The following is a 20,354-nucleotide window of genomic DNA, read 5'->3' as shown; positions in this document are numbered from 1 at the left end:
GTGGGGAGTTTACTACAACAATCTAATGATTGGGAGCATGACCCTGAAACCGCTGCCCCCTCCGGCGTGGATGGTTCAAGACCCGCCAGACTGGCGAAAGACGCTGAACAGGATTATGTACGTCTCCTCGGAGAACTGGAAACCCTCGAAGCCCAGTTCCTCGGACTGAGAGATTGGGCGAAGACTGAATGTGGGAGGAATAATGGAAAACGCTGATAAGGCATTAGCTGAACTGATTAACAAGGCACTGTCTGGTATCGACGGCATGATTGGATTTGGTAAAGATCAATTACCCACAGTCATAGAACAATTGATGCTTTGGCAATTATGGGCAAATGGTTTGTTGTTTATCTTGTTTCTGGCGCTAACGTTATTGGTTGGCTACATATGGAAGAGGGCAACAGAGAGCTATATTTACAATGAAGGTTGTGTGTATATGGTTCTTTTTGTTGTTGTTGGGGCACTTGGCTTTACCTCCCTACGTTGCGTATTTACCGTTATTAAGATAAGTAAAAGCTCTGGTGGAACGCTGGAGCGCGGCGCTTTCCTGTCTCAGCTAGAAATTTTGGCGAAAAGCACACTGAAATTTCATGTTGTCACACCTGAATTTGTCTACACCAATGCCGCTATCGTGGGATATGACATTGCGAGAGAGGCTAAAGATGGGGCGACGCTGCTTAAGGTAAACCTGCATCTTGAGGAAATCAGGGAGGTGACGGTCTTATATGATAAGGAACAGGTCAAAAACCCCGATGATGCCAAGAAAAAGGATACCGGTGATAAAACTCAAAAAGTTGAATCTAACGCATCCAGCGGTTCATTAGAAAAAATGGTGAATGATCTTGGTGATTTATATGATGACGAAAATAAATCATGGCTAGTAAAGGGAAAAGAAGGTGCTGGAATTTTATGGGAAGGATTTAAAGGTATAGGAAAAGATTTATCAGATATAAAATCTCAAGCTGAAAATATGGTTAACCAAATAAGTAACGGGAGTTTTTAATGATAACCGAAATACCTTTAGAAAAAATTCCGAATCAAACTCTTTCCTTTTTTTTAGAAAGTGATAATTACGATTTAACATTAGAAACAAGACTCGATAATTTATTCGCTACTGTTAAGAAAAATGGGGAATATCTGGTATGTAATCGTGTTTGTCGGAATATGACTTATATCTGTCAGTGGCTGGTGTTCTCAGATATAGAAGGTAATACCGATCCAGAATATTCACAATTAGGCTCTCGATATAGGTTGGTATGGATAAATGGCTTTTAATCGAAAATCAATAAGAATCACCCTCACCCTCTCAGGTAAAGACGAATCATTCACCTCCAGTAATCAAAATAAACTCTCTGCAACCGGACTTCGGATCAGCGCCGAGATTAACTACGGCAATGGCGCCATTACGCCTCATGCGCGAATTAAAGCCTACGGGTTGCCAATGGAAACAATGGAGAAGCTGTTACGTATCAAATGGAATGAGATAACCGCATTGCGCAATAACGTAACGATTGAGGCCGGTGAGGAAGGCGAAGAATTGTCGCAGGTGTTTAAAGGTGGGATAACTTTTGCTTACCCTGATTTTGGCGATGCGCCTAATGTGGCGCTGGTGATTGAGTCTCAGACTGCTGTATTGGATAAAATGATGGGTGTTGATGCCGAAAGCTACGAGGGTGATCACGATGTCGTCAATATCATGAGCAGCATCTGTAAGCGCATAGGCTATACCTTTGAGCCTAATGACGTCACCGTCAGCGTATCCAACCCGTATCTGCACGGTACTGAAATCGACAAAATCCGGCAACTGGCCCATGCCGCCAATCTGGATTTGTATATTGAAAATAAAAATATTGCTGTTATAGCAGAATCAACATAACCTGACACACTCGATGTGCTCGGTGAACACCTCATCAACTGAACATCTTTTTTGTCTTCTTATCGCTTTTGCCCCACCCCATTTGTGTTCTATGGGATTCAAGTCCGGACTATAAGCGGGCAGCCACTCTAATTGATATTGACTCTCTGCTATCGCTTGTATCGTATCAAGTCGTTTATGAAAACGCGCATTATCCATGACTATCACGGCACCGTGTGGGAGTTTGGGCAATAAATCCTGCGTCACCCACGCATGAAAGACATCGGCGTTAATGTTGCCAGTAAATAAGCTTAAGGTGATGAACGTATTTTCGAGAATGGCTCCAATCACGTTAATACGGCCTTTCGCGTGCCAATCCTGTGTACCAAAACAACGCTGCCCTTTCTCTGAATACCCGTATATCCGTGGCATTGACTGCGCGAAACCACTTTCATCCAAATACACAATCGGTTTGCCTTCCTGTTTATAGCCGCTGATGCGCTCGACAAACGCCTGACGAAGCTGAGGATCAGCGCGAGGATGTTTTAAGGTTTTTTTTATGAGTGAGGCGAAGCCGTTTCAACGCGTAATGAATCGCCGATTGTGAGACCCCTAAGCGCTTTGCTCTTTCCCATTGATAGTCATCAGGAAAATTTTGGACATCCGCGATGAGCACCTCATCAGGAATTTTCATGGGAGGCTTATCACGCGTCATGCAAGGTTCTATTTTATGACTCCACCGGAACAGGGTACGAATAGAAATCTCAAAATGGGCACTCGTTTGTTCGAAAGTCAACGAATGCTTATCTTTGTATGCCAGTACTCTTTTTCGAAAATCTAGACTGTAACCCATTTCACTTTATGCCTTGTCATTTTGGATTTGGATATTATGACATATTAGTATGATTTTGCTATACCTACAAAGATTTCCCACGACGAACATTAAAAATACCAGTTATTTCCCCTGATACTGGATTAATTGGCTATCCCGTTCCAACCATGATCGGCGTTCAGTTCAAGTGCTTCTATGACCCGTTAGTCAGGTTCGGCGGCATCGTGCGCATTGCTGGCAGCCAGATAAAAATCTGTAACGGTGACTGGCTGATCTACGGAATCAGGACAATATTAGAAACTGAGCAGGATTCGGCACAGTGGTTCATGGGGGTCTCAGCCAGTCGGAGAGGTGATAACCATGTCGCAATCAAAAAATGAACGGGTATCGTTATATGACCCACAGACTACGGCGGGTGGCGCTCGCAGTCAGGAGGCGATCATCTGGTCACTCATTGGCAAGATGGGAACAGTAACAATCTGCAAGGTGATGAAAGTTCGTGGTGGTGGCGTTGCTCCTGTGGGTTATGTTGACATTCTGCCACTAGTGCAACAGGTAGACGGAGCAGGGAATGTCTACGAGAATGCCATTATCTACAACGTGCCCTATTTCCGGTATCAGGGAGGTGCAAATGCCGTTATTCTCGACCCGAAACCCGGTGATTTGGGTATTTGCCTCGTTTGTACCCGTGACATTTCAAAGGTGAAGCGAGCCAAGAACTCAGCGCCGCCGGAGAGTAAGCGGCGGTTCGATTGGTCTGACAGCCTCTATATCGGCGGCCTGCTGAATGGCGCACCAAGCCAGTATGTCCATTTTCTGGATAGCGGCATTAACGTTGTTGCTACAGGGGTAGTGAATGTCAAAGGCACGAAAATCATTTTAGATGCACCAGTAGAGACGACCAGCACTATTCAGGCCAAGAGCGATATTACTGATAACACAACCACTAATAGTTTGTCGATGGCAGGAATGCGCCAGGTTTACAACAGTCATACCCATCCAGAGCACGGACAAGGCTCCAATACCAGCCCACCTAACCAAAAGGCTTAACATGCGGACATTATTTCTAATGCCTGCCACATGGGATCTCGCTCTCGATGTGGCGGGGAATATTGCTATTGCCTCAGACCAGTACGCCAGAGCGCAATCAGTGGCTAATGCCTGTCGGGTGTTTGTGAAAGATATGTACTACTCACAGGGCGCGGGCATTCCCTATCTGGAGGAAATACTAGGCAAAAACCGGTATTCACTGGCGATGTACAGAAAAAACCTGGAGGACGCCGCGATGTCAGTCGAGGGCGTAATTTCTGCCACAGCGGAACTGAGTACGGCAAATGACCGGGTTGTGAGAGGCAGAATTAAATTTACCGACATTGACGGACGGGAGGGAGTAATAGAACTATGATACCGAAACTACAAATCACCCCACAGGGGATATTAGCGCCACCGACCGATGAGGTAATCGCGGGAGTGTGGCGGCTAATGCAGTCCTGTTTTGGCGATAATCTCAATAAATCAATGGATACGCCGCAGGGTCAATTAGTCACTACTCTGACAGCCATCATCACCGATGAGCGAAACTTTTTTATCAATCTCCTGAACAGTTTCGATCCCCGGTACGCTGACGGCATGATGCAGGATGCATTAGGCTATATCTATTTTCTCCAGCGTCACCGGGCGACAAAATCTGTTGCTGAGGTCACGATTAACGGACTGGCAAACACGGTTATTCCTGCCGGATTTCAGGTCACAGATGATGCTGGAAAAACATGGAGCACTCAGGTAGAGGCAATCATTGGTGATAATGGCATTGCAACAGTCGACGCTCATTGTGATGTTGCGGGCAGAATTTCAGCCTCGACTGGCGCCATTAACCGCGTTGTTAAAAATATCAATGGCGTTGACTCGGTTATCAATAAAGCGGCTGCTATTGTTGGCCGGGATGATGAATCACGGCAGGAGTTTGAACTGAGACGACAGGAGTCTGTCGCTATCAATGCCAAAAACACCAATGCCGCCACCTATGGTGCAGTCTCGAATATCAAAAATGTCATTGATTGTTATGTTATCGATAACCCAGATAGTGAAACTATCACAGTCGGAGTAACCAATTACCCGTTAATCCGAAATTCTATCGCTGTCTCTGTCGTAGGTGGTGATGATAATGAGATAGCACGACAGATTTTAGCTAGAGCCGGAACCGGCTGTTCATTTGTGGGGAATACGACGGTCAAATATGAGGACACGGACAATTTCCCCTATCTGCCGCCCAGTTATGACATTAAATTTATCCGGCCACATCACATTCCTATTGAGTTTATTGTGACATTTGAAGACAAATTACGTCTAACATACCAAGACAAGGAAGCTGTTCGCAAAGCTGTTTTGAATGAATTTGAGACAGGCAGGGGTAAAGGCAGAATAGCTAAAAAACTCATTGCCAGTGACTACATTTGTGCGACTGCGCAATCAACACGGGAGCGGTTGATATCGGTTCAAATAGCAAGGAAGAAAGGCGCTGTGGCTAATTATCTCGATTTCGGTATTGATGAGTTTCCGACATTATCTATAGATGATATAAGGATAGAATAATTGGATATAAAAGAGACACTATCCAGCCAGTACGCCAATAGCCCTACCATCTGCACTATTCTCAACTCAATAAATGAAACCATCGACCCCAGAGCTAATGCTGACGAGTTTTATAATTTGGCGGTCAACGTTCTCACGGCGAGAGGATTCGGATTGGATATTTGGGGGCGTATTGTTGGTATTGGCAGAGATTTATCTATACCCGACCCGAATGTTGATTATTTCGGATTTAAAGAAACGAAAAAATTTACACCATTCGACCAGTCACCATTTTATTCTGGAGGAACTGATGCGTCATATATGATGGATGATTCAACATTCAGGGAGGTGATTCTAATGAAGGCATTTTCAAATATACTGTATGCAACCGCGCCTAATATTAATAATTGGCTGGGTTGTTGCTTTTTGCGGGGCCGTTCATATTATCTAATAACCGGACATATGACAGCCAGATATGTATTTGAATATAGATTATCTGAATTAGAAAAAAATCTAATTTACAACCGACAAATATTACCCCGCCCATCGGGAGTGAAAATCAGCATTGTAGAATTACCATTAGGTGAATTTTTCGGATTTTACGGAACCGGATTTCAACCATTTGGTCAGGCATCATTTGCATAACAGGTGAATAATGAAAAACCCAAATTTAATAGCAAAACCTTTTGCTCAAAATGGACAAAAGGACGAAATACCCTCTGATTACAAATCAGATTTACCCAGCCAAAAAGCAACGTGGGACACAGGATTCCCGCAAATTACTATGATGCCCGTGACGGCTGGTGGATTACCTCCCAGTGGCAGGGATTTTAACGGTATATTTAATCAGATATCTGATAATATCGTTCATTTATCCAAGGGCGGAAAATATAAATTCTCACTAGAGTATGCCAATTCTATTGGCGGGTATTCCAGAGGGGCAATATTACAATCGGATGATGAAACAAAAGAGTTTCAGAGCCTCATTGATAACAACAAAATTAATTTCAATACAGCGTCAGCGGATAAAATTAATTCAGCGTGGAAATTGGTTAATACAAATCAAATTCTCGATGAGCTGAATAAAAAATTCGATAAATCGGATGTGGTTCAATCTGTCGGTGGCAGTCAAACGCAGGTGATGAGTCAGAAATCCGTAACTGACGTCCTGAGTGATGTTAGAACGCAGGCATCAACAGTAAATCAAAATGCAGTCAATGCCAACACCAACGCCAACAGCCGCCTCGAAAAATCGCAGAACGGTGCGGACATTCCGAATAAATCGGAGTTTGTAAAAAACCTCGGTTTAACGGCAGGCTCGGCATTACCTGTTGGTGTGCCTATTCCATGGCCGTTAGCGACCCCGCCTGATGGGTGGTTGAAATGTAATGGTTCGACGTTTACCGCTGCTCAATATCCCGAGCTGGCACGGGTATACCCATCATTGCGATTACCGGATTTGAGGGGTGAATTTATTCGCGGATGGAATGATGGCGAGGGGCTGGATGCCGGACGTAAATTATTATCAATTCAGACAGATGCGATTCAAAATATTGTCGGGAAATTTGGCAGAACCCAGCTATTTATAGACCAAACGAGCTGGGGGCCATTTGTCGGCGTTGAGGCAGAACGGTCAGTCGGGCTGGCGCCGCCAACAATCAGCAATATAGGATACGGAGCTGTAAACTGGACGTTTGACGCATCCCGTACAGTCCGCACAGCAACGGAAACCCGACCGCATAACATCGCATTTAATTACATTGTGAGGGCAGTATAATGACTCAGGCAAAATTAGATAAAAATCAAATTGCTATAATCGCTGGTAATATCACGGTATTTAACTATCACAATGAAACACGGGAACATTTTTCCTCATCTGTTGAGTTTTTGCCTGTCGGCGTTGGCATTCCTGCCCACTCGTGTATTGATGCACCGGGTGATAGCCGAGCGGGTTATGCCATTTGCCGGACGTCGGATTTGTTAGAATGGGAATACGTCGCCGATCATCGTGGCGAAACGGTCTACGACATTGAAACAGGTGCCGCACAGGTGATTGCAGCGCTGGGTGATTATCCGTCGGACACAACACCAATTGCACCTACAACACCATTTGACAAATGGGATGGCAAACGGTGGGTGACAGATGCTCAGGCACTACGCCAGCATAAACAGCAACAGGCGGAGTCTCAGAAACGGCAATTGCTGGATACAGCCAGAGCCAAAATCGATATTTATCAGGATGCCATTGACCTCGATATGGCCACCGACGCCGAAAAATCCTCATTAACCGCATGGCGCAAATATCGGGTACTGCTCAATCGGGTAGATTGCGCTACCGCGCCCGATATCCAATGGCCAGAACAGCCGAAGTGAATATAGGGGCTGCGTGCCCCTAATTGTTACTCTGGCGCTTTAGGCCAGTCGATGTCAGGTGCTGTCGAACAGTCGACGCGGTTCAATAACACTGTATATTTTTTCCATTCTGTCAATTTGCTCTGCTCTGCGTTCGTCGCCATTTTGAGGTCAGCAGCATACTGTAACGGTGTTATGGCATTTGCAGCCTGTGACATCAAATGCCGTTTTTGGGATTCGGCCTGTTGCTGCAATTCCGTTGACGTTGGCGGCGGGATATCGCCCCATGAGGGCAACCCGTCAGGCCCCGCAATGCGGATTTTTCCCGCCGGAGGGGCGTTAATAGCAAATTCATTAAAAACATCAACACTCACGGCGATGCCGTCGTCCGGCCATGATCCCGCATCCACATAATTTTGTTTCCACGCAATCGGACAAAATGCGTTATTTTTTGCGCTATAGAAATAATTCATATCAATACCCCACCGCTAACCAGTTACACTGTGTTTCATTTGTCGCCATTATCGCTGTAAAACCTGTGTTACCACGGTTACGTGCCTGAACATTCATTGTGCTGGAACCACTGCCGGATAACGACACGGTTATCTGCACGTTGGCACATTCCGTTGGGAACAAGGTAGGAAATTGTATCCACGTACTGTCGGAGTCAGCTCTGTTGATGGTTCCCCATTGTAAAATCAACCCCGTGTCAGCGCATCGCCAATACCCTGTCGTTGATTTAACCAGTATGTTTTTGGGTATGCTCTCGACAGTCGCCAGCGGTTTTTCGTTTAACGTGACGTTACCATTTCCCACCGTTAAATGCGTAGAGGTTGCGGAATTTACTAACGACACGTGATCTTTGCCGGCGCCACATCCCAACAGATATCGTGGTTTTCCGTTGTGGCCTGCTCCATAAATATAATTTGCCGCTCCGGGCGTGGCGTTTTTCAGCTCAATGATTTTATTGTCCGAAATGATTGTGCCGCCGAATGCCGATAACGCGCCTACATCGCCCGCATGTAAATTCACGTCGTTATACAACGATTTCCCGTTAATTTTCCTGCTACCGGGAACGGCATTTTTCGCCAGCTCCACGGTATCCACCAAACCGAGGTTTTCTAGAATTACGCACTGGGTGGATTTGGGCAGTAGAAACGGGTAATTGACTGTTGAACGGGTTGAAATTAAACAAATTTTCAGTTCAATAAATGTGCAAAATGTGAGTTTACAGGGATATTGGAATGGATGGGGGAAATTTGAACGGTTATTGACTATGGAACGGCTGATATTTTGCAGATTCGGTGTGGAATGTGGGGCAGGGGCGGTGAATTCAGAGCCTTGATGATATGAAAAAGCTATAGGGCGCTATAAAGTTAGCGCCTGAACCCAAGTTATGGATGGCTAAAATCTGAAACAGGTTGATACATTTTAATCATCAATGAAACAAAATAAATACAGCCTACGTGGTTGAGCTTAAGGTTCAATGACACTAATATAACCATAGCTATATATCAATTTGATAAACTTGGCGTGTAGTATTTTATTAAATTATCAATGGAGAGTGTTATGCCTACTTGCTTTGATGTGGCTGATTATTTTTTGGCTTGCTGTAATGAGGAAAGCGGCGACACTATTTCCAATTTAAAATTACAGAAGCTGGTTTATTACGCGCAAGGTTTTTCTTTGGCGTTGCTGGAAAAGCCGTTATTTGAGGAGCAGCTAGAAGCGTGGATGCATGGCCCTGTGGTTCCGGCGATTTATAGGAAATATAAAAAGCATGGTAATCAAGCGCTGCCTATCCCTGCCCGCCTTGATTTAGATAAATTTTCCAATGATGAAAGAGAACTTCTTGATGAAGTTTATAGTGTATTTGGTCAGTTCTCTGCCTGGAAGCTGCGCAATATGACTCATGAAGAAGCGCCATGGAAAGATAATTATATCGAAGGGGTAGGCTATCAGGTTATTTCCCATAATGAGCTTAAGGATTACTTTCTTACTCGTATAAATTAATATGGCACAGAAAAAACCTAAAAGAATAAAAGCGCCTCAGGAAGTTCAGGAAAAATCTGTCAGGCTTAAGATTGGCCCTGAATTTAACGATAATTCAGAAAACAGGCCGCCAGAATTTTCTTTAAGATATCTGCAAGATAATTACTGTGTAAGCAGTTGTAAAAGGGATGATAAGGCGGCTTTATCTGACAAATTATTCCGGCTTAGCAAATTAACATGGGGTCAAATAAAGCAACAACACCGACATGCGCTTGGATTTGAAAAAATCCACAGGACGGCAATAAAACCCCCCCATCCCTGCGCACATAACAGAAGATGTTAACCTTATCGCTTTTAGGTTCAGTGGTAAGAAGCCCATGGTTGGCTATAGACGTGATTCCACTTTTTTCATTGTATGGTTAGATAGAGCTTACACTTTATACGATCACGGATAATACCAAGTCCGCCCCGGGCGAGTCTTCATGTAGGCAACATCCCTTAATACTCTTCCTTCCCACTTGTCCCATCCCCCACACAACCCCCATCAATTCATTCAACTCTCCGCACGCGTTTAATGCCTTGATTCTATTAATCTCTGCCCCTGTGCCGGAAATAAGCAAAATCAGTAAGTTACGTTAAATAGGATAATTATCACCTTTTAACCCATTGATTTAATTGAATTCCTGTTCTGTGCAGGAAATAAGCAAAATCAACGAGTTAGCTAAAGGTGGGATTTCTCACCTTTAATTCAGCATTCTTCCGTCACAAACGGAGCAGTGAAATTAACTCTAGGGACTCCTTGAGTTTAAGGGGTCCTGTTGTCGAGGTCATTAGCTCAGTGACCTCGAAGAATACCGTGGTCCTCACTTTGGGAACTGGAAATATTGAAATGTTCCGGGTGGTCAAAATGACCACCTCGGAAAAATCAAAGGGTTACCCAATAACTTTGGGTTGGTTGTTTCGTTGTATGGATCAAGAACCTCACCTCTTTAAGAGGTTTGGTTTGAGCGCCGAAAGTATCGGTATGCAGTCTGGTGACCATTGGTTCCGACGAAATTCGTCGTAACCCCTCACAAGGTCGGAACGTTTAACGTACTGACCTCTCACTACCGACGAAATTCATCGTCAGTCACTGAGTTACATTAAGTAACCCTGTGAGGGTAAAAGGTATGGTGGAAATCACCATACCTAAAGTGGGATATCACACTTTGAAGATGGTTGGAATTTCCACCATGATTCAGATTTGAGCCATCTACGGCAACTATAGGGATTTCTTCTATAGTTGAATGGCTGCTGATTTTCCCGATTTCAAATCGGGGAAATCGTTAACCTAGAGATTAAAGGGTGGGTTGTTGTCCTATGGTAATAGTGGCTCTTTTTACCCATGATCCTAAACTTTCTCTATCTAACGGGCATAAAGTCCATTTCTATGTACTACATTATGTACGTTTTTTGTTTGTACATGACTGCGTGCATTTATGGTTTTATAAAAGATTTTTTGTTTGTAATATGTTGTTTTAAATAATATAATTTATATTATTACGTATTTCAGTATCAAAAGCGTCACCGATGACAAAAAGGATTTTATCGGTAAGATTACGTTCTTCAATATAAGCCTGGCCTTGATTAACATTAATCTCGCTGTAATCCCTTAACAAAATCGAGTCAATTTTACTGAAATCGTTGATCGCATCAAAAATATAGCGTCCATGTCCGGCCGCGATATCTACAATATGAATCGGTTGGTTTTGTTGATGTAGCTGGTGAATTGCTTGACGGATTAAGGTTTCCATACAGGAAGATTGAGTTCATCAACAACATGCTGAATTCTCCCCCGAATGTTCATGGCCTCGGTGAAAAATAATAATCGCTTTTTCTGCCTTATCCTGCTCCTGGGGCCAATAACGATAAAACAGGGAAGCCTGATCTGATGTGGTGAAATCATGTTCTTCGGCAATGCGTTGATTTAATGCTTGCGTTTTTGAAGCTGGTGTTTTTGCCAAGAGTGTCATGTTAATGCCTTATTTGGATTTGAGATTTCTGGTGATATTCTCGTGCCAACATACCATCAATGGCATTGAGTGCCATACGAATGAAAAGAAAAATAGGCAGTAACCAATAGAAACGGGTATAAGGAAACAGGCTCAACAATAGGCCAACGACGATTGACAGGAACATCGCACTTAATGTGACCTGGTTGGCAGTGATCCCATATTTTTGTAGACAAATGACGAGAGGACGTAATAGGTTTTGGAAAAGTGGTTTTAGATGATAGAGGGTCATCTTACCTAAGTCCTTTATAGGCCAAACTGATATCAATAGAATAAATAACAGAAAAGAGTGAACAAATAAAATAGATTTTGTTTAGGTGATTAATAATTTATTGAAGTAGATGATGTGTTATTGATTTTTATCCATAATTAAATGTTTTAATTATTCAATAACAGAAATTATTACGGAGACATGATGGTTTCTGTTACAAATTTTAGATGAATCAATGGCTTAATTTAAGGATATGATAAATTGTCTAGGGCACAACGTTTGTTAACTCTGATGGAAATATTGCGGAGTTATCACTTTCCCGTACAGGGCAAGGTATTGGCGCAAAAGTTGAATATTAGTTTAAGAACTCTCTATCGGGATATTGTGACTTTGCAGGATCAAGGGGCAAATATCGAGGGAGAAGCGGGTATCGGTTATGTTTTACGACCGGGATTTGTTTTACCCCCATTGATGTTAACGCAAAGTGAGATAGAAGCTCTGGCATTAGGGGCTGGTTGGGTGGCTAGACGCGCTGATTCACAATTAAAAGCCTCTGCCAATAGTGCAATCAATAAAATTGCCTCAGTTATCCCAACAGAACTCAGACAATATCTTGAGACGAATGCATTATTAATTGGGCCTGCGGCTGCGAAAATCGAACCCTCCGTTGATATTCCGCAAATACGGCAAGCGATCAGTCATCGGCATAAAATCACTTTCACTTATTTAGATCTGAAAAACAATCAATCGACAAGAACAATATGGCCATTTGCATTGGGATATTTTGAGAATATCAGTATTGTTATTGGCTGGTGTGAATTAAGAAAATCATTTCGCCATTTCAGATCGGATAGAATGAGCCATTTGAAGATAGAACAACAGTGTTATCCCCGTTCAAGGCAGTCTTTACTTAAAGAATGGCGGGAAATGGAAAAAATATCGCGTTAACTACTGACAAAAACTGTCACACGGGTTTGTTACCTTGAAGGTTCTTAATGTACTAGCCCGCTATCTGACTGTTGGAGTTTTTTTATGTTAACCCTCACTTTTTCTACATCGGTAAATGCAAATCCCTCTCATATTTGGTCCCATTATGTCGATTTTGACTTACGAAAAAAATGGGAAGTGGATCTTGAATATTTTGAATTTGAAAGTGAAGTGAAAACAGGACAATACGGCAAAATGGTATTGAGTGGTATGCCGGAAATTCGTTTCTATCTTGCAAATATTGAAATCAATAAAGAATTCACTGACCAGGTCAATCTGCCACAGATGGGAGAGTTAACTTTCTGTCACCAAATTTTGACCGACGAAAGTATAGCAGAATCAACATAACCTGACACACTCGATGTGCTCGGTGAACACCTCATCAACTGAACATCTTTTTTGTCTTCTTATCGCTTTTGCCCCACCCCATTTGTGTTCTATGGGATTCAAGTCCGGACTATAAGCGGGCAGCCACTCTAATTGATATTGACTCTCTGCTATCGCTTGTATCGTATCAAGTCGTTTATGAAAACGCGCATTATCCATGACTATCACGGCACCGTGTGGGAGTTTGGGCAATAAATCCTGCGTCACCCACGCATGAAAGACATCGGCGTTAATGTTGCCAGTAAATAAGCTTAAGGTGATGAACGTATTTTCGAGAATGGCCCCAATCACGTTAATACGGCCTTTCGCGTGCCAATCCTGTGTACCAAAACAACGCTGCCCTTTCTCTGAATACCCGTATATCCGTGGCATTGACTGCGCGAAACCACTTTCATCCAAATACACAATCGGTTTGCCTTCCTGTTTATAGCCGCTGATGCGCTCGACAAACGCCTGACGAAGCTGAGGATCAGCGCGAGGATGTTTTAAGGTTTTTTTTATGAGTGAGGCGAAGCCGTTTCAACGCGTAATGAATCGCCGATTGTGAGACCCCTAAGCGCTTTGCTCTTTCCCATTGATAGTCATCAGGAAAATTTTGGACATCCGCGATGAGCACCTCATCAGGAATTTTCATGGGAGGCTTATCACGCGTCATGCAAGGTTCTATTTTATGACTCCACCGGAACAGGGTACGAATAGAAATCTCAAAATGGGCACTCGTTTGTTCGAAAGTCAACGAATGCTTATCTTTGTATGCCAGTACTCTTTTTCGAAAATCTAGACTGTAACCCATTTCACTTTATGCCTTGTCATTTTGGATTTGGATATTATGACATATTAGTATGATTTTGCTATAACAGGGCAAATGGCATTCAGGTGCGTGTTTCTTTTGAGCCTGAAAAGCATCTTCCTGATTCCCAGGCAGTCAGTTTTTTTAAGCAAGTGACGCAAGACTTGGTAGAAACACTCTCAAGGCTTAAAGCTGTGGTTGAAAAAACCGAGACAGAAAAACTCATTTCTGTTGTTAAACCCAATCTCCAGCTGATTTATGTCTCTGATATCGAACGTTCTACGGCCTTTTATTCAACTATTTTTAATGCGGAACCGGTTTTTTCCAGCCCGCGTTATGTCGCATTTACTGTAGGTAAAGAAGCTATTTTTGCTATTTGGAGTGGAGGAGCAAAGCCAGACAACACAATGCCACGGTTTTCAGAAATTGGTATTATGTTACCCACTTGCGAAGAGGTTGATCAACTCTTTGAAAAATGGCAACGAAATCCAAATATTGACATTCAGCAGGAACCCTATACTGACGTGTTTGGTCGCACTTTTCTCGCGAAAGATCCGGATGGTCATATGATTCGGGTTTGTCTTTTGGATTAAGGGAAATGAAGATACGTTGGGTGAAAATCTTTCCGACGAGGTATCCAGACATACCTCAACCCGCTTGGCACACGCGGTAGGCGTATTCTTATATTCTTTACTATTGGCTATTCCTAAAAATGTCACTGCTTATCCCTATGTTGTGGTTAAAAGTAGAAGGTGATTATTGAGTAAGTTTTTATTTGTCATAAGGTTACTGATAATGTAAATCAAAGTGCAATTGGTTTATATTTGATATTGTTTCAATTTGTTACTATTAACCTTGAATGTTATCAGTAACTGATACTGACATAACGATTTTGTCCATATCATATTAAGAATTAACCGGTTAATGATGAATAAATATGACGAATGGACTATTTTATTTAAAATGTAAAGGGCTTAATGCTCAATGTAAGAAGGGTAATTGATATGTCAATTTTAGCCATTATTAAAGGTACGCCTATCTGGGTTTGGATTTTATTTGTTTTTCTGATTAAACGGGGTATCGATGCGTTATATGACAGAGAAATGCGTATTGATCGACTGTTTTTTATGCCGGTTTTGTTTTTAATATGGGCTGTTTACAGTGTATTAAATGAAACGACATTTCCAAATTCGGCATTCCTGGCGCTTATTGTAGGTATTGTTGTGGGAGGGGGTGTCGGATGGGGCTTATGGCGTAGTCAACCAAGGTTAAGAAAGGGTAATGAAGATGGCTCAATCATTCGTTCAGGAACCCCTTTGAGTTTGAGTCTGATTCTTACTGTTTTTATAGTGAAGTTTATTATTTCTGCCATGATGAGTATTAACTCTAATTTGTTATATTCTCTCAATTTTAATTTACTGTTCGGTTTTATCTGTGGTCTATCGGATGGTGTCTTTTGGGGAGGAACGCTTAATTTATTTATTCCTTATTATAAAAATAATAAAAAGGAATAAGTTGAATATATTTTATATTTCATTTTAATAAAAATGGCTGTCCGATAGTAACACTCATATGATCGAATAAGGAGAAATAAATCAAGCGCCTAATAGACGTGGTGCCAATGTGATGGTTGATCTTATGGCTGGTGGTATAGGCGATTTTATTGGGTATTGGGAATGAGAAATAGCCTGAACGGATAGTCAGGCTATTTCATAGAAAATGGCGGTGAGGGAGGGATTCGAACCCTCGATACGTTTTCACGTATACACACTTTCCAGGCGTGCTCCTTCAGCCTCTCGGACACCTCACCGAATTTTGCTTTGTTGCATTCAATAAGAATGCACTATCGTAATTGTATTACTAATGAACCCAACTAATTATGGTTAATTTGTCAGGCATTAAAAAAGCCTGACCATTCTGTTCAGGCTCTTTCGTAGAATATGGCGGTGAGGGAGGGATTCGAACCCTCGATACGTTTTCACGTATACACACTTTCCAGGCGTGCTCCTTCAGCCTCTCGGACACCTCACCATATTTTTATATTGCAGTGATTTCTCTTGAGTTCATCGCTGCAACGGGGCGCTACTATAGGGAAAAGCAGGGCGGGCGTCAACAGGCTTATGACGATTTTTTCAGGCTTTTTGACCGATTAGACAAATAAAAAACAATTTGTGTGGCGGGTAGCCAATTACGGGAGTAAAAATGCTTTTTTGTTGCAACGCGTCATGGCAAATTTGTTAACCAGATAACATTATCAATATTTTCATTCCTGTCTTCCTAATCGGAGGCTTGCAACCTTTCAGCAATAAGTTAACCCTATTAGAAAAACAAAAAGGAATGAGATTTTATGAACATCATTTTCTTTCACTCTTCTGCTCCTCATTTTAATTGCGATAAATGGTTTCAGGGCATACAAGCTAGGTTACCTGAGGCTAACATCCGGCAATGGGTGAGGGGTGATAATGCTCCTGCTGATTATGCTTTAGTTTGGTTGCCTCCCCATGAAATGTTATCTAGCCGTCAGGATATCAAAGGGATATTTTCGCTTGGGGCTGGAGTGGATGCCATCCTTCAAAAAGAGCTAGAAAACCCGGGAACATTACCTAAAGGGATCCCGCTAATACGTCTTGAAGATACAGGTATGGCACAGCAAATGCAGGAATATGCGGTTTCCTCAGTGTTATATTATTTCCGCCGCATGGATGAATATAAACAATATCAAGCACAGCGTCTCTGGAATCCCATGCCTGCCTATAATCGAAAAGAGTTTGTTATTGGCGTCTTGGGGGCAGGCATTTTGGGGCGTAGCGTTATTGAAAAATTGAAAGAATTTGGTTTCAACGTTCGTTGCTGGAGCCGAACGCCAAAACAAATTGATCATGTCGAGAATTTCTATGGGAAAGCACAGCTAGATGACTTTCTTTCTGAATGTAAGGTATTGATTAATATCCTGCCAGATACGCCAGAAACTCGTGGTCTCTTAAATCTTTCATTATTCAGGCAGTTAAAATCTGGCTCATATGTGATCAATATTGCACGAGGTGCCCAATTGGTAGAGCAAGATTTGCTGACAGCCATTGATAAAGGTTATGTGGCTGGTGCGACCCTTGATGTATTTGTTGATGAACCACTATCAAATTTTCACCCTTTCTGGACTCACCCACGCATTAATATCACTCCACATATCGCGGCTAAGACTATTCCTGATGAAGCTATGGATATGATTTGTGACAATATCAGACGAATGGAAAAAGGTGAATCACCCATTGGTCTCGTTGATATGGGCCTTGGTTATTGACAAGTCGCTTTACAGCAAGGCAGACGATTAGGGACAATAACAGATATCTATTATTCAGGTAAGTTATTGGGAGGTAAATTAAACCATGAACGAATTTTCTATTGTCTGCCGCATATTGGGAACATTGTTTAACCGGGCACCACAAGATCCTGTTTTGCAACCTATAATCACCCTGATTGCTGAGGGAAAATTGAAACCATTGTGGCCTTTGGAACAGGATGAGTTATTGGATAGGTTACAGAAAAACAGTGAGTTATCGGTAATTGAAGTCGATTATCATGCCTTGTTTACCGGAGCGTCTGCGGGTGTTGCAGTCTGCCGTTCTGATTATACTGATCAGGATGAAAGTGAAGTACGCCAGTTTTTGGTGGAACGAGGCATGCCTTTGTCTGATACTCCGGCCGATCAATTTGGCTCCTTATTGTTGGCTGCATCATGGCTGGAAGATCAGGCCGCAGAGGATGAAGTCCAGGCCCAGATTAAGTTGTTTGATGAATATTTGTTGCCTTGGTGTGGGCAATTTCTTGGTAAAGTTGAAGTCCATGCGACCAGCGGTTTTTATCGAACACTGGCGATGATGACCCGAGAGGCATTGCAAGCGTTACGTGAAGAGCTGGAAGTAGAGTGATCACTCACACAGATAAGTCAATCGGTAAATAGCGACAATAAGTAAGGACGGGTTGTTAAATGACCCGCCTTTACTATTTTATCGATAATGAAAATTATTTATCACCCAAATCAATAACCAATTTACCGGGTTGAATTTTCAAGCCCTTGGCTAATTTCAAAGCAGCGGCTTCAGACTTGCTTTTTTCTGGATTTAAGACATAAACCGGATGAGCATCAAAAAACTCACTTAAAGACACATTCAAATAAGGGAGTAACATTTTAATTGGCGTGGCGACTTTTTCTGGTGTGGTTTGGTAATCTACGATTTCCAATTCCTTAATGAAAATAGCGCCTTTTTTCGCATCGAATAGCGGTTTAGCCCTGATAGTCAGTTTCATATCAGCATGAACCGTTCCCAGCAAGGTCACTAATTGAACTTTTGCCAGAGTTGATAATTCAATTTTTTCTGGATCCTGGCGGCCGATTTGACTGGTCAACTCTCCCAGTGTGATATTGGCTTTGGTCGCTGCGGGCAGGCTAATTTGCTTTTGATAATGAACTCTTTTTAATAAATAATCATTCAGCAAACCTTCGTTAATACTGACTTCCTTGAATTGATCACAGCCACTGATTAATCCTGCCAATACCAATACAGCCCCTAAGAAAAATCGTCTCATTGTTATCTCCTTTCGTTTTCAATGGGCAGATCTTACACTAATTATGACGTAATTAGCTCATCATATGATTAATGCTTGCCAATAATAATAGGTTCAATTTTCTTCTGGTTGAATTGAGGGTGCAGGACATAAGTGGTAACTAAGTCCACTAATTTTAAGTATTAAGGTAAAGGGATAGATATGATATTTTTTTTATCGGCGGATGGTGATTAAAAATGCCGTAATCGCTAAATTACTTGATAAATTTTCCAAGGTAAATATCAGGAGAAAACATGTTTGGTTATCGTTCTGCATCTCCCAAGATTCGTTTTATTACGCATAGAATGGTTGTTCGTGTGGTGTATGAACGGGATACCTATAAATTGGCTGAATATTATGCAGAAAATAAAGATTTTCTTAAGCCATGGGAACCAACAAGAGAGAGTAGTTTTTATCAACCTTCTGGATGGACAAATAGGCTGAATTATATTGCGGAATTACAGCGGCAGGGATCGGCATTTAATTTTTTGTTATTAGATCTTAATGAAAATGAAGTCATGGGGATTGCTAATTTCACTAATGTTGTACGGGGAGCGTTCTATTCCTGTTATCTGGGTTATTCTTTAGGCGAAAAATGGCAAGGTCAAGGGTTAATGTATGAAGCCTTGCAACCGACAATCCGTTATATGCAACGCCACCAAAAAATGCACCGGATTATGGCTAATTACATGCCACATAATCATCGCAGTGGAAATTTACTTAAGAGGTTAGGTTTTGAACGAGAAGGTTATGCCAGGAACTATTTAATGATTGACGGAGTTTGGCAGGATCATGTGTTGACATCACTGATTGATGATTCATGGGGATAAATTTGTTGAAAAAAGAGCGATGAATTCGGATATAGACAGTGGCCGTCTTGAGGGGTTTATTGCCAGGGTGGAGTCAATGGCATGCAGAAACGGTAAGGAATATCCCGCTGGACGCAGTTTGACCAGCGGCTGATAATTATCGTCAAGATTGCGCACGATGCTGACCGGAGGGGATTTACCCACAATCAAAGTATAGAGTACGGCCCCCAACGCGTAGAGATCTGTCCAGGGACCATGTTGGTTTTCTTCATTGGCAGTGTATTGCTCAACGGGCGTAAAGCCGGAGCGGATGGTTATTTCTGTATCATCAGACAAGCGTGTTGTTGTTTGGCGGGTAGATCCTAAATCCAGCAATATGGGTGATTGATTCTCTTGGATCAAGATATTGTCCAAGGAAATATCACAATGTAAATAATTTCTTTGATGGAGCGTATCAAGGACATTTAACAAGGGAAACAGTATCTGACGCAGCCAATGTTCATTGATGAAATGTGGATGTTTTATCCTCAATTTATTTAATGTCATTCCCTTATAGAAGGAAGCTGCTATATATGCTGTGCAGTTTTGTTGCCAAAAGCGCAGAAAACGGGGAAGACAGGGGTGTTGGAAACAGGACATCAAGTGGGCTTCACGGATAAAGTCTTGCAACCCAGCATAAAATCGTTCTTCTAATTTTTTTCCTCGTAAGTTGAGTTTCATATCTTGACGGCGTATAGCAAAAGAGTGGGGCGTATATTCTTTGATAGCAATAGATTGCTTGAGATGGTGATCCCAAACACGATACACAATACTGCCGCCGCTTTTGCCAATGACTTCTTCGATTTCGAATTCATTGAGGCAGTATCCGATTGGAAGAGGGGGGTAAAGCCAATGCTACCACCGATATGTGTCCTG

At 42.3% G+C, this 20,354-nt stretch carries 30 protein-coding genes, 2 tRNA genes and 1 pseudogene; 20 read left to right on the top strand and 13 right to left on the bottom strand.

What is annotated here, in order from left to right:
- The 4 genes from PXH59_RS06400 to PXH59_RS06385 are packed head-to-tail and all read left to right on the top strand — an operon-like array spanning nt 1 to nt 1,876.
- A complete protein-coding gene (locus PXH59_RS06400) occupies nt 1-216 on the top strand; it encodes a lysis system i-spanin subunit Rz (RefSeq protein ID WP_285810878.1) in 216 nt (71 codons plus the stop codon).
- Nucleotides 203-1,003 carry a phage baseplate protein gene (locus tag PXH59_RS06395; RefSeq protein WP_285810877.1) on the top strand — a complete coding sequence of 267 codons (801 nt, stop codon included), beginning with the start codon at nt 203-205 and terminating at the stop codon, nt 1,001-1,003. The genes PXH59_RS06400 and PXH59_RS06395 overlap by 14 nt, the downstream gene beginning before the upstream one ends.
- Entirely contained in the window at nt 1,003-1,275 is a 273-nt protein-coding gene (locus PXH59_RS06390) for a phage baseplate plug family protein (protein WP_047771100.1), read from the top strand. The genes PXH59_RS06395 and PXH59_RS06390 overlap by 1 nt, the downstream gene beginning before the upstream one ends.
- Nucleotides 1,265-1,876, top strand: a complete 612-nt coding sequence (locus PXH59_RS06385; protein WP_285810876.1) for a baseplate hub protein — start codon at nt 1,265-1,267, stop codon at nt 1,874-1,876. Before PXH59_RS06390 ends, PXH59_RS06385 begins: the two co-directional genes overlap by 11 nt.
- Here the strand turns inward: PXH59_RS06385 and PXH59_RS06380 are convergent.
- Entirely contained in the window at nt 1,868-2,416 is a 549-nt protein-coding gene (locus PXH59_RS06380) for an IS630 family transposase (protein WP_285811610.1), read from the bottom strand. The genes PXH59_RS06385 and PXH59_RS06380 overlap by 9 nt on opposite strands.
- Nucleotides 2,385-2,708, bottom strand: a complete 324-nt coding sequence (locus PXH59_RS06375; protein ID WP_285808283.1) for an IS630 transposase-related protein — start codon at nt 2,706-2,708, stop codon at nt 2,385-2,387. The genes PXH59_RS06380 and PXH59_RS06375 overlap by 32 nt, the downstream gene beginning before the upstream one ends.
- 95 nt (nt 2,709-2,803) lie before the next feature.
- On the opposite strand from PXH59_RS06375, the gene PXH59_RS20200 reads away from it, so the two are divergent.
- Genes PXH59_RS20200 through PXH59_RS06345 form a run of 7 tightly spaced genes read left to right on the top strand, consistent with a single transcriptional unit; the run spans nt 2,804 to nt 7,631 of the window.
- Nucleotides 2,804-3,067 carry a baseplate hub protein gene (locus PXH59_RS20200; protein ID WP_434223364.1) on the top strand — a complete coding sequence of 88 codons (264 nt, stop codon included), beginning with the start codon at nt 2,804-2,806 and terminating at the stop codon, nt 3,065-3,067.
- Nucleotides 3,048-3,737, top strand: a complete 690-nt coding sequence (locus PXH59_RS06370) for a Gp138 family membrane-puncturing spike protein (protein WP_285810875.1) — start codon at nt 3,048-3,050, stop codon at nt 3,735-3,737. The genes PXH59_RS20200 and PXH59_RS06370 overlap by 20 nt, the downstream gene beginning before the upstream one ends.
- 1 nt (nt 3,738) lies before the next feature.
- Nucleotides 3,739-4,092 carry a hypothetical protein gene (locus PXH59_RS06365; protein ID WP_285810874.1) on the top strand — a complete coding sequence of 118 codons (354 nt, stop codon included), beginning with the start codon at nt 3,739-3,741 and terminating at the stop codon, nt 4,090-4,092.
- A complete protein-coding gene (locus PXH59_RS06360) occupies nt 4,089-5,279 on the top strand; it encodes a baseplate J/gp47 family protein (protein ID WP_285810873.1) in 1,191 nt (396 codons plus the stop codon). Before PXH59_RS06365 ends, PXH59_RS06360 begins: the two co-directional genes overlap by 4 nt.
- Nucleotides 5,280-5,903, top strand: a complete 624-nt coding sequence (locus PXH59_RS06355; RefSeq protein ID WP_285810872.1) for a baseplate wedge 1 family protein — start codon at nt 5,280-5,282, stop codon at nt 5,901-5,903.
- Between the two features lie 10 nt (nt 5,904-5,913).
- On the top strand, nt 5,914-7,035 hold the full coding sequence (locus PXH59_RS06350; RefSeq protein WP_285810871.1) for a phage tail protein: 1,122 nt from the start codon (nt 5,914-5,916) through the stop codon (nt 7,033-7,035).
- Nucleotides 7,035-7,631 carry a tail fiber assembly protein gene (locus PXH59_RS06345; protein WP_285810870.1) on the top strand — a complete coding sequence of 199 codons (597 nt, stop codon included), beginning with the start codon at nt 7,035-7,037 and terminating at the stop codon, nt 7,629-7,631. The genes PXH59_RS06350 and PXH59_RS06345 overlap by 1 nt, the downstream gene beginning before the upstream one ends.
- Before the next feature lie 26 nt (nt 7,632-7,657).
- Here PXH59_RS06345 and PXH59_RS06340 read toward each other — a convergent pair whose 3' ends face one another.
- Nucleotides 7,658-8,083, bottom strand: a complete 426-nt coding sequence (locus tag PXH59_RS06340) for a tail fiber assembly protein (RefSeq protein ID WP_285810869.1) — start codon at nt 8,081-8,083, stop codon at nt 7,658-7,660.
- Nucleotide 8,084: 1 nt separating this feature from the next.
- Nucleotides 8,085-8,708 (bottom strand): gp53-like domain-containing protein, encoded by a 624-nt coding sequence (locus PXH59_RS06335; protein WP_285810868.1) that lies wholly within the window; start codon nt 8,706-8,708, stop codon nt 8,085-8,087.
- A gap of 471 nt (nt 8,709-9,179) precedes the next feature.
- On the opposite strand from PXH59_RS06335, the gene PXH59_RS06330 reads away from it, so the two are divergent.
- Nucleotides 9,180-9,623, top strand: a complete 444-nt coding sequence (locus tag PXH59_RS06330; RefSeq protein WP_285810867.1) for a Panacea domain-containing protein — start codon at nt 9,180-9,182, stop codon at nt 9,621-9,623.
- A gap of 1 nt (nt 9,624) precedes the next feature.
- Nucleotides 9,625-9,945 carry a hypothetical protein gene (locus PXH59_RS06325; RefSeq protein WP_285810866.1) on the top strand — a complete coding sequence of 107 codons (321 nt, stop codon included), beginning with the start codon at nt 9,625-9,627 and terminating at the stop codon, nt 9,943-9,945.
- Between the two features lie 1,174 nt (nt 9,946-11,119).
- On the opposite strand, the gene PXH59_RS06320 is transcribed toward PXH59_RS06325, so the two are convergent.
- The 3 genes and pseudogenes from PXH59_RS06320 to PXH59_RS06310 form a co-directional block, all read right to left on the bottom strand.
- Nucleotides 11,120-11,395, bottom strand: coding sequence for a class I SAM-dependent methyltransferase family protein (locus PXH59_RS06320; protein ID WP_285810865.1), 276 nt, complete (start codon nt 11,393-11,395; stop codon nt 11,120-11,122).
- 18 nt (nt 11,396-11,413) lie between these two features.
- Complete coding sequence (locus PXH59_RS06315) at nt 11,414-11,614, bottom strand: hypothetical protein (RefSeq protein ID WP_285810863.1); 201 nt, start codon at nt 11,612-11,614, stop codon at nt 11,414-11,416.
- Nucleotides 11,615-11,630: 16 nt separating this feature from the next.
- Nucleotides 11,631-11,885 (bottom strand): annotated as a pseudogene (locus PXH59_RS06310) (CDP-alcohol phosphatidyltransferase family protein); the annotation flags it as partial.
- Nucleotides 11,886-12,125: 240 nt separating this feature from the next.
- Between PXH59_RS06310 and PXH59_RS06305 the strand changes: the two are divergent.
- Both PXH59_RS06305 and PXH59_RS06300 read left to right on the top strand, forming a co-directional pair.
- Complete coding sequence (locus tag PXH59_RS06305; protein WP_285810862.1) at nt 12,126-12,812, top strand: helix-turn-helix transcriptional regulator; 687 nt, start codon at nt 12,126-12,128, stop codon at nt 12,810-12,812.
- A gap of 84 nt (nt 12,813-12,896) precedes the next feature.
- Nucleotides 12,897-13,199, top strand: a complete 303-nt coding sequence (locus PXH59_RS06300; protein WP_285810861.1) for an SRPBCC family protein — start codon at nt 12,897-12,899, stop codon at nt 13,197-13,199.
- On the opposite strand, the gene PXH59_RS06295 is transcribed toward PXH59_RS06300, so the two are convergent.
- Both PXH59_RS06295 and PXH59_RS06290 read right to left on the bottom strand, forming a co-directional pair.
- Nucleotides 13,191-13,739 carry an IS630 family transposase gene (locus PXH59_RS06295; RefSeq protein WP_285811610.1) on the bottom strand — a complete coding sequence of 183 codons (549 nt, stop codon included), beginning with the start codon at nt 13,737-13,739 and terminating at the stop codon, nt 13,191-13,193. The genes PXH59_RS06300 and PXH59_RS06295 overlap by 9 nt on opposite strands.
- The gene (locus PXH59_RS06290) at nt 13,708-14,031 is read right to left on the bottom strand and encodes an IS630 transposase-related protein (protein WP_285808283.1); all 324 of its coding nucleotides are present in this window, start codon (nt 14,029-14,031) and stop codon (nt 13,708-13,710) included. The genes PXH59_RS06295 and PXH59_RS06290 overlap by 32 nt, the downstream gene beginning before the upstream one ends.
- A gap of 83 nt (nt 14,032-14,114) precedes the next feature.
- On the opposite strand from PXH59_RS06290, the gene PXH59_RS06285 reads away from it, so the two are divergent.
- Together PXH59_RS06285 and PXH59_RS06280 are read left to right on the top strand one after the other, a co-directional pair.
- Nucleotides 14,115-14,621, top strand: coding sequence for a VOC family protein (locus PXH59_RS06285; RefSeq protein WP_285810859.1), 507 nt, complete (start codon nt 14,115-14,117; stop codon nt 14,619-14,621).
- A 411-nt stretch (nt 14,622-15,032) separates the two neighbouring features.
- Complete coding sequence (locus tag PXH59_RS06280; RefSeq protein ID WP_285810858.1) at nt 15,033-15,542, top strand: DUF6622 family protein; 510 nt, start codon at nt 15,033-15,035, stop codon at nt 15,540-15,542.
- Nucleotides 15,543-15,748: 206 nt separating this feature from the next.
- Here PXH59_RS06280 and PXH59_RS06275 read toward each other — a convergent pair.
- Together PXH59_RS06275 and PXH59_RS06270 are read right to left on the bottom strand one after the other, a co-directional pair.
- Nucleotides 15,749-15,838 (bottom strand) — tRNA-Ser (locus PXH59_RS06275).
- Between the two features lie 131 nt (nt 15,839-15,969).
- A tRNA-Ser gene (locus tag PXH59_RS06270) sits at nt 15,970-16,059 on the bottom strand.
- Nucleotides 16,060-16,375: 316 nt separating this feature from the next.
- Between PXH59_RS06270 and ghrA the strand changes: the two genes are divergently transcribed.
- Together ghrA and PXH59_RS06260 are read left to right on the top strand one after the other, a co-directional pair.
- Nucleotides 16,376-17,326, top strand: a complete 951-nt coding sequence (gene ghrA / locus PXH59_RS06265) for a glyoxylate/hydroxypyruvate reductase GhrA (protein WP_285810857.1) — start codon at nt 16,376-16,378, stop codon at nt 17,324-17,326.
- A gap of 85 nt (nt 17,327-17,411) precedes the next feature.
- The gene (locus PXH59_RS06260) at nt 17,412-17,954 is read left to right on the top strand and encodes a TorD/DmsD family molecular chaperone (protein ID WP_285810855.1); all 543 of its coding nucleotides are present in this window, start codon (nt 17,412-17,414) and stop codon (nt 17,952-17,954) included.
- Nucleotides 17,955-18,048: 94 nt separating this feature from the next.
- Here the strand turns inward: PXH59_RS06260 and PXH59_RS06255 are convergent, their stop codons facing one another.
- A complete protein-coding gene (locus tag PXH59_RS06255; RefSeq protein ID WP_285810853.1) occupies nt 18,049-18,612 on the bottom strand; it encodes a lipoprotein in 564 nt (187 codons plus the stop codon).
- 272 nt (nt 18,613-18,884) lie between these two features.
- Between PXH59_RS06255 and rimJ the strand changes: the two genes are divergently transcribed.
- Nucleotides 18,885-19,460: a ribosomal protein S5-alanine N-acetyltransferase gene (rimJ, locus tag PXH59_RS06250; RefSeq protein WP_285810852.1), complete on the top strand. Its 576-nt coding sequence runs from the start codon at nt 18,885-18,887 to the stop codon at nt 19,458-19,460.
- Here the strand turns inward: rimJ and PXH59_RS06245 are convergent.
- Entirely contained in the window at nt 19,449-20,282 is an 834-nt protein-coding gene (locus PXH59_RS06245) for a serine/threonine protein kinase (protein ID WP_434223363.1), read from the bottom strand. The two genes, rimJ and PXH59_RS06245, sit on opposite strands and share 12 nt — an antisense overlap.
- Nucleotides 20,283-20,354 lie beyond the last annotated feature (72 nt).

Source organism: Xenorhabdus bakwenae, from assembly GCF_030272115.1.
GTDB classification, from domain to species: Bacteria; Pseudomonadota; Gammaproteobacteria; order Enterobacterales; family Enterobacteriaceae; genus Xenorhabdus; species Xenorhabdus bakwenae.
Note: the sequence above shows the minus strand (reverse complement) of the source record. Positions and strands in the feature narration are given on the sequence as shown.